Consider the following 14593-nt stretch of genomic DNA (forward strand, 5'->3'; position numbering starts at 1 on the left):
GAGTACGACATATGGGGCTACTGGATGACTGAGCTGGGACAGCGCGCCGTGCAGGTCGTCGCGGAGTTGACGGCCGCGTTGGCACGAATCGACAACGATCACCAAGACGAAGCCGAATCCGAGCCGACCACTATAGACGTCGAGCTAATCCGGGTACTTGCGTCCGAGCCGTTCGAACTGCCTGAAGCGGCGGAGAAAGTTGTGGCTCGTGCACATCAGAATTGAAGCAGAGACGGGCCACGGTCTCCGGATCATAGAGGAGATCCCTGACTTTCCGATTTCCAAGATCGAAGGGTATAATGGGATCGGCAAAACCAATGCCATAAAGCTGCTTCGCCTTTGCACAGGAGATCAACCGTTCGAGAACGATCTTTCTGCGTGGCGGACCTTCCGCCGGCACCTCGCGGCTGCGCGTGTGCAGGTGACGGGTCTCTACGGCGGTCGAACGATTGACATCAACCTAGACCCCGAACGCTGGCCCACAAAACCAGAACCCCTGGGCGACCTGTTGGGATCCGTCAGGATAGACGGAACGCTGGCGTTGCCAGCTGACATTCCGGACGTTCTGCGAGTGTTCCACATCCTGACGACCGAGACTCCACTCGAAATCTTAGCTAAAAGGGCACTGAGAGCGGAGCGCGATCTAAGATCTTGGCTCGAATATGAGGCAGAACCGCGCCAGAATGACCTGGACAAGATAATTGGCGCGGTCCAGGTAAGAATCAGCGATTGCCTTCCCGCTCAGTTACCGCAGGAGTTGCACGCTGCCGAGTCGGCTCGCAGGCTTTTGAGTGGTGCAACATCGGAACTTGACGAGGCTAAGAGACTAGCGGGCCTGTTAGAGAAGGCTGTTGAGGTCGCAGATCGCTTGGACCAGGTCCGCGGTCGAGGACCAGAGCTCGACGCAAAACTTGGCGAGATACGGCGTCGGCTTGCGGATTTAGACGATCGAAAGCGAACTCTCGATGAGCAAATCGAAGGCGCAAGCGCCTCTCAGACGGCCAACCAAGCAGCTGAGCATGAGTTTGACTTAGCGCAAAAACACCTTGTGCGACAGGACAAATCTTTCCGACTCGCGAAGACATCCCTCGAGAAGGTCGCGGCCGCAGCAGGTGTTGCACCCGAGAGGGCACCCGTTTCTAGTCGCATCGCCGACTTGAGCGGGCAGCTTGCGGAGATGGTTGACCTTCTTCCTCAAGTCAATGCAACACCAATGCTCATTTCGGTCTTGACTGATCTTGCAGATCGACTTGAGGATGGAGAACGCCACGACCTCGCAGGAAGCGTTCTGATCGAGGCGAGCGACGCATTTCCTGGATTGACGGTTTCGCAACTGCGTGACTTGTGCCAAATTCAAGCTGAGAAGCTGTCCCGACGGACGCCGTCTGCCCAAGCGGAGAAGCTCGAGTCGCAGATAGACAGTGTGCGCAATCAGCTCGACGCTCTTTCGCAGATGGCTGAGAAGCTCGATGAACTTGACATCGCCGAAGGTAACCTTCACCGCGCAGAGGAGCGGCTGCGCAACGCCGTCGAAGGTTTGCCAGAGCAAGCAGCGCGTACCGTCGAAGAACTCATGGCCAACCGTAATACCCTCGATGATGAGAGCCGATCGTTGCAAGGTGACGAGGCGCGCTTCAGCCAGGCGCGTGACCTATTGGGCGGAGGCCTCGACGAAGCGGCACTAGCCGCAGAGCTGCACAGTCTATGCCAAGAGGCGCGGGTCGACCCTGGACGCGTTCGCGGCCGGCGGGAGCGTCATCTCGCCGAGATCGACGACCTGACTCGCCGGCAGATCGCAATACAGCAGCAGTTTGAAAAGGCGAGTCGTTTAGCGGACGCGCGGACCACTCAAATCTTGGAGGTCGGAAAGGAACTTGCGACCGATCCACGGTACGAATGGCTCCGGGCTGCTCACCGCGAGCTAAACCAAATCCGCCAACGCGATGCGTCCGGATACGCCGAAGTTTTGGACGGTCTTTCCACCAAGCTTGCTGTGGCCCGAAATCGACTTGAAGCTAGCTATCGAGGGACGTCTTCGGTTGCTCAGGCCTTCCAGCGACTTCATGGCGAGCTTCGCTCGCCGTCGACGGGGCAAGTTCGAACGTCGCGCTGGGACCTGGCGGCGCGGACATGGCTTGCCGACCAGGTTCGTCGCTGGTTCAACGACGACTTTCTCAGTGCAGCGTTGTTCGATGGCGCCAGAGATATTCGACTTGATTCATCGAGCCTTACCGTCGCTTGGACCGGAGCCGAAGGGCCGAACGAAATTCCACTCGCAGCGTTTTCGAGCGGACAGCAGGCCTTCGCATATACGCATGCGAGGGTCGCCCAACTGGACCAAGGGCCAGCATCCGAGAACAGACTCATTGCTCTGGATGAATTCGGGTCATATCTCGATGCCGACCGAATGAATGATCTACTCGGTTACCTGGCTTCCCGCGCCCGCGCGAACCCATATGACCAAATCGTAGTAGTGCTTCCTCTCGAAAGAACGCCTCAGTTAACACCCGACTCCAGCGAGCGAGATCATCAAAGGGTCGAAGAGCTTCAGAAGCGCGGTTACATAGCGGAATCGGTTTTGTCGTGAGGTCCAAGACCGACGGGCCGCGCGCAATTTTCGGCGTCCCAGTGGTTCTAACCTCAGCAGAGGTATCGGTATTAACGCGCGACCTCGCACAAATGTGGCTGCTTACCTATGGTTCGCTGCCGGGTGCCCTGATTGGCGACAAAGAGGTTTGCCGAAGATTCTTTGATCCACTTGTGCGCGGTCAGAGCTTACGAGATAGGCTGGCGAGCCTTCCGCCAACCCCGCATGATCTGTTCCGGCGCCTGAGCAGATTCGGAAGTCCCTTAGTGACCGATGTGGGCGAGGGTGCGCTAATCATTGGTGTGGAAGGTAGGCTCGTATTTGAGATCCTAAAGCAAGAAGATCTGTCGGACGGTCACGTCGTCTTGTCGCAATCAGTAACCAGCGCTGCCGAACGTGAAGCCTTGAACCTCTACCGGGACTGGAGTAGCGGGCGACTAGTGCAGGTGGTCGAGCTTCGTACCGGCCAAGGCCGCGAGGTAATGCAGGCAATTGCCGTCGGCCTTGCAATTTCCATTCTTGTAAACCGATCGGATTCACCAGAGCGGGCGGTTCCTCAGTGGGATAACCGCGACCCAGAGGGCGGCCCTCTTAACCGTGCCATATTCGCTGGAGCTGAGCGATTCGCAGAGTTGGTTTCCGGGAATCGTCGTGGAAGATCGCAGCACCAGCAGCAGTTAATAAGCGGCTACGCGTTAACAGAGGCCCGCCGGCGGTTGGCGCACAGACTAGTTATTGAGAAGCGAGATCACGAGAAGGGCCGCCTGTACATACCCCAAAAGTATCGTCACGACGTTGTAGCTTTCTTGGGTCGTGATCTTGCTAGACGTCCGAGTCTCAACCACGACAGGTTAGCTTCCGCGTTTGATCAACTTGTGGCAGCGTTCAGGGCGTCTGCGGGACAGCTAGCATACGAGTCGGTTGCGTTCGACCGCCCAGCGGATACGCATGCGCTCCGCGGACAATTGCTGGATGCGTTCGACAAATCGCGAGAAGAATTGGCTTCCTTTGCTTGACCGGGCCATGACTCATTCGCGATGCAGCAAGATGAGCCTCTCTGAGAGTTCCAGGTTGTGTCGGGCTGCGTTGCCCGACCACCGCTGGCCCCGCTTCCGCAACTTGACGTCTTGCTTAACGCCAAAGCCGTGTTCTCGCGCCAACCTGCCGATGATGCCGGGCGTGTCGATGTAAACGCCGTAGGGCGCGCTATCACCCACCAACCAGACGGCGCAGGAGTTAGTCGCCAGAGCTAAGGATAGATTGGCCAGGATCTGGCTCATTGATGCGAAGTATTCCGGAACGACTCGATCGTACTCTTTCCCCCGCGGGCGTTGTTTTCGTTCGTCCCGAAGTTTGGTGGCCAGGTCCGCGACCTCGTCTGCCACCGTGCCGTGTTGCGCGAGAAAAGCCTCGGCCGATCTTGCAGCAGCCACGCTACTTTGCTGAGTGGTGGCCGTGACCATGCCTGCCCGGACCGTTGAGCACATTTCTGCCCAAGTTCTCACTTCCCCCCAAAAGTAGAGCTCCAGCCTCGTCGCATCGGCGTAATCGAAATTGTTTAGGTAAGGCGGAGAAGATACGCACCCGGCGGCCGATGCCGGTGCGATTAACTCCCAGCTGGAGCGGCGCGTCGAGTCGCCGGCAACCACGGCGTGACTTTGCTGTCGGTCGGCCCAGTCCCAATTATGGATGTCCTCGGCCATCCATTCGAGTCGGCGTACGAATCGCGAAAAAGGATCGGAGTGCCTGGGCTTCCGTTGCATTCCGGGATTCTGGTATGGCCAACCGACGCGGACAGACGCAACGTCTCGGAGTGTCGCGAGCAACCCCCACTTTAGATAAGTGGTCCATGGGCTACCGCTAGCGACTATCCCCTCTCGTAGGCCGATGAGGATTGAGAGGACTTCTGCGGTGAAGCACCGCCTTACTAACTCGGGCAAGTCGTCCGTGACGTGGTCCGTTTGGTCTGCCCGCACCTTTTCCACCAAAAGACGTCCTGTTTCCAAGAGGAGAGCGGGGTCGCCTGGTGGCTGCTGGAGCTTGATCGTCGCGAGCTCAGCAATCGCTGGATGTGCTTCAATTCCGACGAAGGAGTGTCCCAAGCTTCGGGCTGACGTCCCAGTTACCGCCGAGCCGGCAAATGGGTCGACGATGAGGCTTCCCGGCTCAAGCCCAAGCTGCCCGAGCAGTAGGGATGCGTAGTCAGACGCGAAGCCGGCAGGGTACCGAAACCAGCGGTCAAACGGTTCGCTGCTGCTGGTGCCGTGACTTCGGCCTCTGCCGGAACCAGGCTCCTGGGGCACCGCGGAGTCAAGGGGCGTCGTCGGCTCGGTTCCGGACTCGTCGGTGGTCTGCTGCACAGCCTATTCCACCACGGCGGTTGTTCGGTTCGCTAGGGGCCCTGCGTTGCCCGCAGCGTCCGCGCTTGGGGGCGGCGGCGTCAAGACGGCTTGAAGGACGACGCTTGCGGGGTGCCAGCCGGGTTCCCGGTAGTACTCCACTAGCTCTGGTTTCGGCGCGATCATACGGCTGATCGGGCGCGCCGCGGCATCGTCCAGTTCCGCGAGCCACTCCAGGGTCCGAGCCCTCTGGCCGGTGTCGCCTCTGTGGGCATCTGCCGGGAAGTAGTAGCTCGCCACGTCCTGCGCGGGCCCGAGGGCCTGCATGTCGACCAGGGATCGCATCACGGTCAGGACGAATGTCAGGGGTGTGCTGGCGTACTCCGGGTCACGGTCATCCCAGGGTCCTGCAAGTAGATGTCTCGCCATCACCGACGCGACGCTGGCTGCTCGTTCCGGATTCTTCACCGTCCAAGCGGGCAACTGGCTGCTTGGGATCCGCGCGACATAGTCGATGTAAAGTGCGAGGTCGTTAGGGTATGTCTCGGCGAGAGAAATGAGAGCCCCGAGGTTCTCGCTCTCTCCGTACAATAGTTCTTCGATCAGTCGCGCGGCCTGCAAGAGTAGCGGGACATCGCGATTTTCGGGAACCTGGATAAGCAATTCGTGAAGAGCGTCCATCGTTTGGACTCGAAGACCGACCTCGGGGTCAGTGCAGGCGCGTACGAAGGGTCGCCAGTGGATGAAATCGCCGTCGGGTAGTGGGGGGAAGGCCGAGTGTGCTGGCTTCCCGGAGACAAACCAGGCCGCGATCCGTCCCAAGCTGAAAACGTCGGCTGCTGGCGTTGCGGCGCTCGGGTCAACGTCGAGCTCAGGTGCATCGAAGCCTGGGGTGCCCATACGGGCACCCGTTTTCGTCAAAGGCCTCGACGCGACGTCAGGCGGTTGCTTTACCATGCCCCAGTCGCCAACAAGCCATCGTTTGCGGCTACCTGTCCCCGTTGGCATTGCGAAGATGTTCCCTGGCGAAATATCTCTGTGTATTAGTCGTTGTTCGTGTGCGACTTTTAGGCCGGATGCGACATCCAGCAAGATTGTTTCTAAATCGTCGTCGGCTAGAGTCGATCGGAGGTCGGCGAGGGAACCCAATGCCAACGGCATTGCATACCAATTGTAGGTCTCGTCGTGGTCCGATATCGGCATGATGTTTGGGTGGGCCAGCTGTTTTTGGGCCTCGATCTCGCGCTTTATTCGGTCTCTGGCGTCTCTGAATTGCTTTGCCCGCTTGAAGGCCACCTCGGCGGTGCTTGCGCGATGTGCGGCTTTGAACACTTGCGCGTAGTTGCCCTCGCCGAGAGAGTGGATCATCCGGTACCGGTCGTTGGCCGCCACGCGGTTGCCCTTCTCCGAGCGTGTAAGGGGTCGAGAGGGGACTAACGGTACCGGTGGGAAGTCAGCGATGGGAACCGGCCAAGCCGATGATCCACGCCTGAGATCGTCGACGATCGGGCGAACCAACTGCCTGTAACATCCGGTTATGTCCGGTCCTCCGGCTTGGGTGCTAGGGCGTCCACGATCCGAAACAGGTCGTCGCACACGGCATCGGCGCCTGCTTCCAGGAGGTCATCCCGCTTCGCCTGTCTCGTGGAAAATCCGATCGTCATCACGCCGGCAACCCGTCCAGCCTCGATGTCAGCGATCGAGTCGCCGACAATCACGGCGTCGGAAGGAGCTGTGTTCAGCCAGTCGAGGGCGCGATGCAGCAAATGTGGGTCGGGTTTGAGGAGGGCCGGATCCATCGCGCTGTATCGGGCACTAACGAAGGTGAAGTTGCTACGCAGGTTTTCTTGGTCGAGGTACTTCTCGACCGAAGCATCCGAGTTGTTGCTAACAACGGCAACCTGCCGTCCAGCGCCGAGCGCCCCGAGGACTAGCTGCGCTGCACCCGGCGTCGCGCGCGCAGTTCCTACCGCCACCAGCTCCATCTGTCTAAGCACATTTTCCGCGAAACGGACCCTTGTTGGATGCACGTCCACTGCGAACTCGCGTAGCAACTTCAGTGGATCGCTGCCCTCAGGGATCTTGACGCTCGGACCGAATTCGAGGAAGAGTTTCTCCCTGAGATCGGCGGCAACAGTCGGTGCTGGAAGTCCGGCGAAAACCGAGCAAATTGGACCATCAAAGTCGAGCAGCAGAGTGTGTCGATTTCCCAGCAGCTCGGCAAGATGAGCGCGCGCGTCCGTCACTGGTGATGCGTCTTAGCGATGGTGGTCCAAACACTGTCGAACCAACCGCGGGCCTGTTCTACGTAGAGACTTGCTGGGTCGTCGCTGTCGCCGGCAACGTACGGAAAGAGTGGAACGTCTTTACCCATCACGTCGTAGATCGCCGCGGGGGACCTGTCGATCGTGACGATGTGCTTCACGACTGGGTAGAAGCCGAAAAATGCTTGATCGCCGTTGATGACGTAAAGCTTGAACAAGACCGCCGTGCGGTGGTGCCGAATCTCGGCGGTGGCTGTGCGTATGAGTCCTAGGTCTGCGAGCTCGTTGACCTCATCCACGATCGACTCGGCGTGTCTGCGCATGATGCGCTCGGCGCGACGCCGAACCGCTCCATCGTCTACTTCGGCGGACGCAGCCGCCGGCACGGACGCCGTCTGACTCAGGTCGGGGATCAGGATCCGCACCGTAATGGACTCTGGTGAGAGGCGGCCTGCGCGGATCTTGTCGAGGGGCTCCGTCATCGCACCGTGGAGAGTCTCGCCCGAGAAGCCGGCGAAGTCGATAGACACGTGCGGGCGCTCGAACGCGGCCTCGATGTGGGGCCGCAGACCGACCGGCTTCTCGGTACTTGTACGCACGAACGCGCCCGTGCCCTGACGCGTGACGATGAGGCGTTCGTCGCGGAGGATGCGTAGCGCGGTCTTGATCGTCTCGCGGGCCACGCCGTAGCGGTCGGCGAGGTCGAGTTGGGATGGTAGGCGTTCACCTGGGCCGATGCGCTTGGTCAGGATCACGGCGCGTAGGACGTTGGCAATCTGCTGGGATGCCGGGCGGTGGTCGTCGGGCTCCAGGTCGTCGAGATCGGCCGCGGTGAGGTTCACGGGCTCAGATTAGAACCTGACTAGCCAAGTTAGGAATAGTCGGGCTGGGCACCTTGTGCCTGGCTGTCGCATCTTCTACCTTCAATTTGACTAGCCAAGCTAGTCAAGTGGTTCACCTGGACAGGTCCGTCGCGTGGCTCGCTTCCGAGTTGGCGCTTGTGGTGGTGCGGCGCGGCGGGCCGTTGTTTGGCACCGGGGTGGGCGTTGAGGTCCCTCCGTCCGCTCCGGTGCCTTCCACGCTTGCGGTGGAGGTGCGTGGTGCGACCGGCAGGGATTCTTCCCTTCGATCCGAATGACCCGCCGATGGACCCGCCTGCCGGGTGCGTCAACCGGCTGATGTGGCAGGTGTCGCGGCGGCTGTTCGCGGACCATCAACCAGGTCCGGACGGCTGGTGTGTGGCGTGCCGCCCGTACAGCTACTACCCGTGCGTCGCGCGGCAGCTCGCTGACCTCGGGCTTGTGTCCGCCTTCACGCGGCCACACGGTGCGCCGTGGCGGGCTACGGACAACCGTTGGCGGCAGGTGCGGTCATGAGGCGCGATCCGCTGACCACGCCTCCTCGGCTTCCTCGGCCGGCGGCCGATCTCGTTGGACGGACTTACTACATCCCGCCTGACCTGGTCCAGTACGAACGCGCGGGGTTCGTTGTCCGGCTCACCGAGGTCCGCGAGGACATCTCCCTTTGGTACGGCGGGGTCTGGGTGTGGATCGAGGGTGTGCAGCTCGACGCCCAGGGCGACGCGCTCGCATGGGTTCAGGCGCTCATTCATGTCGACGCGCTCGGCGAAACAACGCGTCTCGACGGCGGTGTGTGATGGCACTGGAATCGACACCGAAGTACGCGCTGATCGCCAGCACGATCCAGGACCGGATCATCTCCGGCCGCTACCCGGTCCGCTCGTTGCTCCCGAGTGAGGCCGACCTCGTCCGCGAGTTCGGCACCGCGCGCGCGACCGTGGTGCGGGCACTGGAATTCCTCCGACTCGAAGGCTGGCTCGAAGCTCAGCAGGGCCGGGGCCGGATTGTTCTGGGGCGCCCGCACACCGAACGAATGCCGGCACCGGCGCGGGTCCTGCGGTTGCTCGCTGGCGAGGACTCGACTCGCGTAACGCTGCTGCGGGCCGCACCGGTACCGGCCACCGACCGGACTGCCGATTTGCTCGGCCTGACGACTCCTGCCCGGGTGGTCGCGCGTCGACGACTGTTCGCGGACAGCGGCGCCATGCCTCCCGCTTTCGCCGTCGTCCACGTGCCCGACGCCATCGCTCGGCGATCGGCTCTTGTGATGAACGCGCCCATCTCTGAAGACGTGGTCTCTCGCCTCGGCCGCACTGGTCACAATCCGCGGCGCGTTACCGAACGGCTCACCGTCCGGCCGGCGAACGCCCGTGAAGCGGAGCTTCTGAGCGTGCATCGCGGGCGGTGTCTGCTGGTCTCGACGTTGGTCGTGCTCGACGTTGACGGCAGGCCGCTTGCTGCGGTTGACGCTGTGCAACCGGCTGATCGCACCATTGTGGAATTCGGACATGGTCTTTCTTGAATGTTAACTTGACTAGCCATGTTGGCCATAGACACACTTGACTGACATGACCAGTCAAGTTCAGGAAGGGAGAAACCGTGTCGGTTCCGAACGCGTTCCAGGTACCCGTACCGATGGATTACGTGTTCGCCTATGGGGTTCTCGGTCTGCGCGTCGAGGCGGTCACCGACTTCGACAAGCGCGGGCAGGGCGACGACCAAGCCCGCGACAAAGCGTCCGGGGAACGTCTCTGGCAGGTGGTCGTGATGGATCTCGACCCCGAAGCCGGCTCGTTCGGTCGCTCCACCGAAGTCAAGGTCAAGATCGCGGCACCGCATCAGCCGGTGCTGCCCGAGTCTCCGGTTCCGGGCTACCCGCCTCGGATCGAGTTCGCCGACCTGGTTCTGACGCCTTACGTCGACTCGCAGCGCTGCAAGGGCTCCGATAAGGGAGCGCACCGCTGCCGGGCGCGTCTGGCCTGGTCTGTCCGCGCGAGCGGGTTCACGGCGCCGATGCCATCGCCGCGCCGCAGCGCTGCCGCCTGATCTAGCGGCTGTCACGTCGGGACGGAGGTCGCCCACCAACGGGCGCGCCTCCGCCTCGGCGACCTCAAATCACACCCGTTGAGAAGGGGAGGGCTCTCATGCCCTTGGTTCGTGCTGCCCACGTTTCCCGGGTCCTGTGGCGTGCGTGCACCGGCTGCGGCCGGTTGTTTCCCGCCAGCCCGGCCGACTCGCTGTGCCCGGCGTGTGCGGGGTGGTCGTGATGCGCGTCGTCGCGTTCTGCCGCGCCCTGGCCGGTTCCACTACGACCGTCGTCGAGATCTGCTGCCCGCGCTGCTTCCAGTGGCGCAAGCCGCGGCGGTTCGACACCCTCGCCAACGCCTGCACCCGGTGCAAGGCCACCCTCGCCCGGGAGGTGTGGCGCCCATGAGCCGCACCCACCGTCGCACCGTCGCTCTCCTCGCCGGGCCTGGCATCGCCGCCGCGCGGGCGGTCTATCTGACGACTCCTGGTGACGCGGTACGGGTTGCCGCACTCGTCGAGATCTCGGCCGCTGCCGCCGCGCTTGCCCGCACCGTGGTCAAACTCCGTCATCTCGATCCGGACCTGATCGCACCGCATGTCGCTGACCGTGTCGACCTGCGAGCGGTGCTGGGGCGGGGTCGATGGCTGCCGACTATGACGCGCCACGTGGCGCTGCCGCCCTCGGTCGGACCTGACCTATCCGCGGTGGCACGCCCTGTCGTGGTGTCGCGGTCGGTCCGTCGGCGGAGCTCGCGCCGGGCCACACCGGGTCAATCGCCGCTGTTCCCGGTCGCCTCGGCGAGGGAGGTCGCGGCATGCCGTTCGTGAACGTCATCAGGGGACAAGAGATCCCGGAAGCGCCGCTGAACCTGCGTACCCCGGTCGTTCGCATCCCGCTCTGGATGGCGCTCGCCTGGTGGTGTCTGCGGGGCGTCGGCCGGTTGCTGCGTGCCTATCTGCGCTACTGGTGGGTCACCCTGCCCATCACCGGGCTCGCCTGGCTCTACCTCGAGCGCGGCTGGCTCCCGCTCGCCACGACAGTCGCCGGCGTCGGCCTGGTCGCGACGGTCTGGGCGTTCTCGCACCGGCCGTCTTGGCTTCGGTTCGGCTGGTGGCCGGTCAAAGCACAGATCCGGCGCTGGCAGTACCGGCGCGTCTGGCATCCCGCCATGGCCACCGCACGCCTGGCTGTCACCTGGGATACCCATACCGTCCTGCCGGTCCTACGACGCGTGCGCTGCGGTCATGGCGTTGACCGAGTCATCGTGCGGATGGTCTCCGGTCAGACACCAGACGACTTCGCTCTCGCCGCTGTCCGCCTCGCCCACACCTTCGGTGTCCGCCAAGTCAAAGTCGCTCCCGGCCGGCGTCCCGACACGATCACCCTGACCTTGCTACGTGGCGACCCGCTCACCGCGATCGTCACGCCGATGCCAGTGCCGTACGTCCCCGACTTCACCGCGCTTCCGCTAGGCCGGCGCGAAGACGGGCGCCCGTTGACGCTCAAGCTGTTCGGCACGCAGGTGCTCGTTGCCGGCGCCACTGATGCGGGAAAGGGCTCGGTCATCTGGTCGACCGTCCGTGCGGTCTCTGGCGGCATCCGGGCTGGGCTCGTCGAGGTGTGGGCGTTCGATCCCAAAGGCGGCATGGAGCTGGCCATCGGTAGGCCGCTGTTCGCCCGGTTCGCCTGTGACGACTACCCGGCTATGGCCGACATGCTCGAAGAAGCCGTAGGCACCATGCGGCGTCGCACCGCCCGGCTCCGCGGGAAGACCCGCCAGCACATCCCCACGGTCGATGAGCCATTGATCCTGATCATCATCGACGAACTCGCCGCACTGACCGCGTACCTAACCGACCGGCAACTCAAAGAGCGCATTAAGAACGCCCTCGGCGTCCTGCTCTCCCAAGGCCGCGCGGTCGGCGTGCACGTCCTGGCGTGCTTGCAGGATCCGCGCAAAGAGATCCTGCCCTTCCGCAACCTGTTCCCCACCCGCGTCGCCCTGCGACTGACAGAGGACAAAGAAGTCGACCTGGTCCTCAACGACGGAAGCCGCGACCGGGGCGCCCTCTGCGACCAGATCCCCAAAAGCCTGCCCGGCGTCGCCTACGTCCTGCTCGACGGCGAGCCCACGCCGATGCGCGTCCGGTTCGCCTACCACGCCGACGCCGACATCCGCGCTCTCGCCGCCGAGTACGGCCGGCTCCGCCTCACAGAGGGGAGCGCCGCATGACCACACCAACCGCAACCATCCGCCTGGAAGGGGTCGCCCTCGTCGCCATCCTCCTCACCGTCGCCGCATTCGCCGGCGCCGCGTCGTTCACCCACGTCAAAGACTGGACCCTCGCCAACTCGCCGCCAGGCACCGGCGCTTGGTACGGCTGGGCCAACGCCGTTATCAGCGAACTCCTGCCGACCGCTGCCGCACTCGACATCCGGCGCCGTCGACGGACCGGGCAACCAATCGTGTACCCGGTCTGCGTCGTTGCAGGCGCCGTCGCTCTGTCACTTGCCGCGCAGCTCGCCGTGGGCAAGCCTGGCCCGTCTGGCTGGCTGCTGTCCGCCGTGCCGGCTCTGGCGTTTCTCGCCCTCACGAAGCTCGTCTTGACGACCAAGCCGGCCGGGCACCGCCCCGACGCCCCTGTCGTCGACGACCAGGCGCTCACGGACGTGCGCCCCACGGCCCTCGTGCCCCTGCGGCCGGACGCATTCGCGCGCCGCAACGGTGGACAGGCGGTCCGCTGATGACCGAGACAACAACGCTCCATGAGCTGCGGCCCGGCTCCCGCGCCGCACGGATGGCGTTGCCCCGCGCGATCGACGCACTCAAGCAACTCGCCACCGAGTATGGCGTCTGCACGCGCCCCGTCCTGCTGCGCCGCACCGACCTGGCCACCGGGCAAACCGAGGTCATCGACCTACCCTGCGGCGCCACCCGCGACGACAAATGCCCGGCCTGCGCCAAGCGCGCAAAACGACTGCGGCAGGTCCAGATCCGCGAAGGCTGGCACCGCAGCGACGAACCGACACCCGGCCCAGAACCCGCGACCGACGCGCAACGCGCGCTGATCGAGCTCCGCGCACACTACGAGCTCGGCCGCGCCCAAGCCGAACTCGCCAGCCAATGGGACCAGGTCGCCGACCTCGAACAGGCCATCGCCGAAGTCGAAGAAGTCATCGCGGCTGAGGGCCTGCGCGGACGGATCGCGCCGCCCCACCACAACGACGACCAGAGCGACGAAGGTCCGGCGCGCCGCATCCGGTCGACCAGGCGGCGTCAGGATGTGCCTGACCTTCCCCGGCGCCGTGTCGAGCCGCGCACGGTTGGCCGCGTCTACGCCGCGCCGGACGGTGCCACCTTTCAACCCTCGATGTGGCTGACGCTCACCCTCGACTCCTACGGTCCGATCCACGGCGTCCGCCGTGCGTCCAGCGGCAAGGCCATCCCATGCGTCTGCCGCCGGCTCCACGCCGACGACGACCCGGTCATCGGCACACCGGTCGATCCGGCCGCGTACGACTACCGCCGTGCGGCCTGGGACGCCGTGCACTTCCCGCGTCTGCTCGACCGGTTCTGGCAGAACCTTCGCCGCGCCGAAGGCTGGAACATCCAGTACGCCGGCTGCGTCGAGCCGCAACGCCGACTTGCGCCCCACGCGCACTTCGCGATCCGCGGCACCATCCCGCGCGCTCTGCTCGCCAAGGTCGCCAGAGCGACCTACCACCAGGTCTGGTGGCCACCTGCGGACAAGCTCGCCTACCGGCCGGACAACCCACCGGCGTGGAACGCCGACCGTGGCGCCTGGGTCGACCCGGACACCGGCCTACCTCTGGCGACCTGGGCAGACGTGCTCGACACCCTCGACGACGAACCTGCGCACGTCATCGCGTTCGGCGAGCAGGTCAAGGCCAAGGGCGTCATCGCCGGGAGCCGCGACACCGACCGCACGATCGGCTACATCACGAAGTACCTGACCAAGAGCGTCGCCGACTGCCATGCGGGGATCACTGACGCGCAGCGCGCACACGCCGACCGACTCTGGCGACAGCTCCGCGTCACTCCTTGCTCTGACCGCTGCGCCAACTGGCTCCTCTACGGCGTCCAGCCGAAGAATGCCCAAGGCAAGCTGCGACCGGGCAACTGCAAGGGAAAGGTCCACCAACGCTCCACATTGGGCATTGGGGGCCGGCGCATTCTCATCTCCCGCGACTGGTCCGGCAAGACCCTCGCCGACCACCGCGCGGACGCGCACGCCTGGGTCAAAGCCCTCCTCGGCATCTCCGCCGATTCGGCAACCGCCGACCCGGTCGACGCAGCGTCCGATGAACGAGCACCGGTCGCCTGGGAGATCGCCCGACCTGACGACCCGGACGTGCCGCCCGTAGAACACCGACTCCTCCGCGCGGTCGCCCAACGCGTCCAGCGAAGACAGCAGCTCGACGCCGCTCGGCAACGCGCTGGCACCGGGCCACCCGGTCTGGCACCGGCCGGTGGGGGAGCCGCCCATGGATGA

Annotated in this window: 15 protein-coding genes and 1 pseudogene; 11 read left to right on the forward strand and 5 right to left on the reverse strand. The window is 63.8% G+C overall.

Translation table 11 applies throughout. The annotated features are described in order from the left end of the window. Positions 1–24: 24 nt before the first annotated feature. The 3 genes from BLV39_RS42240 to BLV39_RS42250 all read left to right on the forward strand — a co-directional run bounded on the left by BLV39_RS42240 (position 25) and on the right by BLV39_RS42250 (position 3603). Positions 25–225, forward strand: a complete 201-nt coding sequence (locus BLV39_RS42240; protein ID WP_143049698.1) for a hypothetical protein — start codon at positions 25–27, stop codon at positions 223–225. After that, a complete protein-coding gene (locus BLV39_RS42245) occupies positions 209–2587 on the forward strand; it encodes a coiled-coil domain-containing protein (protein WP_143049699.1) in 2379 nt (792 codons plus the stop codon). Before BLV39_RS42240 ends, BLV39_RS42245 begins: the two co-directional genes overlap by 17 nt. A gap of 266 nt (positions 2588–2853) precedes the next feature. After that, positions 2854–3603 (forward strand): hypothetical protein, encoded by a 750-nt coding sequence (locus BLV39_RS42250; protein WP_143049700.1) that lies wholly within the window; start codon positions 2854–2856, stop codon positions 3601–3603. A gap of 12 nt (positions 3604–3615) precedes the next feature. Here the strand turns inward: BLV39_RS42250 and BLV39_RS44055 are convergent, their stop codons facing one another. From BLV39_RS44055 to BLV39_RS09435, 5 genes and pseudogenes are all read right to left on the reverse strand, one after another. Then, on the reverse strand, positions 3616–4290 hold the full coding sequence (locus BLV39_RS44055) for a hypothetical protein (protein ID WP_239083998.1): 675 nt from the start codon (positions 4288–4290) through the stop codon (positions 3616–3618). Between the two features lie 357 nt (positions 4291–4647). Continuing rightward, a pseudogene (locus BLV39_RS44060) lies at positions 4648–4947 on the reverse strand (DNA methyltransferase); the annotation flags it as partial. A gap of 3 nt (positions 4948–4950) precedes the next feature. Beyond that, positions 4951–6318, reverse strand: coding sequence for a serine/threonine protein kinase (locus BLV39_RS09425; protein WP_090789347.1), 1368 nt, complete (start codon positions 6316–6318; stop codon positions 4951–4953). Between the two features lie 143 nt (positions 6319–6461). Continuing rightward, complete coding sequence (locus tag BLV39_RS42255; RefSeq protein WP_143049701.1) at positions 6462–7172, reverse strand: HAD family hydrolase; 711 nt, start codon at positions 7170–7172, stop codon at positions 6462–6464. Continuing rightward, complete coding sequence (locus BLV39_RS09435; RefSeq protein ID WP_090789350.1) at positions 7169–8032, reverse strand: winged helix-turn-helix domain-containing protein; 864 nt, start codon at positions 8030–8032, stop codon at positions 7169–7171. The genes BLV39_RS42255 and BLV39_RS09435 overlap by 4 nt, the downstream gene beginning before the upstream one ends. A gap of 530 nt (positions 8033–8562) precedes the next feature. Here BLV39_RS09435 and BLV39_RS42260 point away from each other — a divergent pair. From BLV39_RS42260 to BLV39_RS09460, 8 genes are all read left to right on the forward strand, one after another. Next, entirely contained in the window at positions 8563–8847 is a 285-nt protein-coding gene (locus tag BLV39_RS42260) for a hypothetical protein (RefSeq protein WP_143049702.1), read from the forward strand. Next, the gene (locus BLV39_RS09440; RefSeq protein ID WP_176984824.1) at positions 8847–9572 is read left to right on the forward strand and encodes a GntR family transcriptional regulator; all 726 of its coding nucleotides are present in this window, start codon (positions 8847–8849) and stop codon (positions 9570–9572) included. The genes BLV39_RS42260 and BLV39_RS09440 overlap by 1 nt, the downstream gene beginning before the upstream one ends. Positions 9573–9649: 77 nt before the next feature. Then, complete coding sequence (locus BLV39_RS09445; protein WP_239083986.1) at positions 9650–10096, forward strand: hypothetical protein; 447 nt, start codon at positions 9650–9652, stop codon at positions 10094–10096. Positions 10097–10316: 220 nt separating this feature from the next. Further along, positions 10317–10484: a hypothetical protein gene (locus tag BLV39_RS42925; protein ID WP_176984825.1), complete on the forward strand. Its 168-nt coding sequence runs from the start codon at positions 10317–10319 to the stop codon at positions 10482–10484. Then, positions 10481–10906 (forward strand): hypothetical protein, encoded by a 426-nt coding sequence (locus BLV39_RS42265; RefSeq protein WP_143049703.1) that lies wholly within the window; start codon positions 10481–10483, stop codon positions 10904–10906. Before BLV39_RS42925 ends, BLV39_RS42265 begins: the two co-directional genes overlap by 4 nt. Beyond that, the gene (locus BLV39_RS09450; RefSeq protein WP_090789354.1) at positions 10894–12312 is read left to right on the forward strand and encodes an FtsK/SpoIIIE domain-containing protein; all 1419 of its coding nucleotides are present in this window, start codon (positions 10894–10896) and stop codon (positions 12310–12312) included. The genes BLV39_RS42265 and BLV39_RS09450 overlap by 13 nt, the downstream gene beginning before the upstream one ends. After that, positions 12309–12824, forward strand: coding sequence for a DUF2637 domain-containing protein (locus tag BLV39_RS09455; RefSeq protein WP_090789356.1), 516 nt, complete (start codon positions 12309–12311; stop codon positions 12822–12824). Before BLV39_RS09450 ends, BLV39_RS09455 begins: the two co-directional genes overlap by 4 nt. Continuing rightward, a complete protein-coding gene (locus BLV39_RS09460; protein WP_090789358.1) occupies positions 12824–14593 on the forward strand; it encodes a replication initiator in 1770 nt (589 codons plus the stop codon). The genes BLV39_RS09455 and BLV39_RS09460 overlap by 1 nt, the downstream gene beginning before the upstream one ends.

This window comes from Asanoa ishikariensis (genome assembly GCF_900107455.1).
GTDB lineage: Bacteria > Actinomycetota > Actinomycetes > Mycobacteriales > Micromonosporaceae > Asanoa > Asanoa ishikariensis.

Excerpts from the sequence above, each read along its gene's own strand:
- BLV39_RS42265 (WP_143049703.1), top strand. The coding sequence starts at position 10,481 with ATGAGCCGCACCCACCGTCGCACCGTCGCTCTCCTCGCCGGGCCTGGC.
- BLV39_RS09460 (WP_090789358.1), top strand. The coding sequence starts at position 12,824 with ATGACCGAGACAACAACGCTCCATGAGCTGCGGCCCGGCTCCCGCGCC.
- BLV39_RS42260 (WP_143049702.1), top strand. The coding sequence starts at position 8,563 with ATGAGGCGCGATCCGCTGACCACGCCTCCTCGGCTTCCTCGGCCGGCG.
- BLV39_RS42240 (WP_143049698.1), top strand. The coding sequence starts at position 25 with ATGACTGAGCTGGGACAGCGCGCCGTGCAGGTCGTCGCGGAGTTGACG.
- BLV39_RS09440 (WP_176984824.1), top strand. The coding sequence starts at position 8,847 with ATGGCACTGGAATCGACACCGAAGTACGCGCTGATCGCCAGCACGATC.
- BLV39_RS09455 (WP_090789356.1), top strand. The coding sequence starts at position 12,309 with ATGACCACACCAACCGCAACCATCCGCCTGGAAGGGGTCGCCCTCGTC.
- BLV39_RS09450 (WP_090789354.1), top strand. The coding sequence starts at position 10,894 with ATGCCGTTCGTGAACGTCATCAGGGGACAAGAGATCCCGGAAGCGCCG.
- BLV39_RS42925 (WP_176984825.1), top strand. The coding sequence starts at position 10,317 with ATGCGCGTCGTCGCGTTCTGCCGCGCCCTGGCCGGTTCCACTACGACC.
- BLV39_RS44055 (WP_239083998.1), bottom strand. The coding sequence starts at position 4,290 with ATGGCCGAGGACATCCATAATTGGGACTGGGCCGACCGACAGCAAAGT.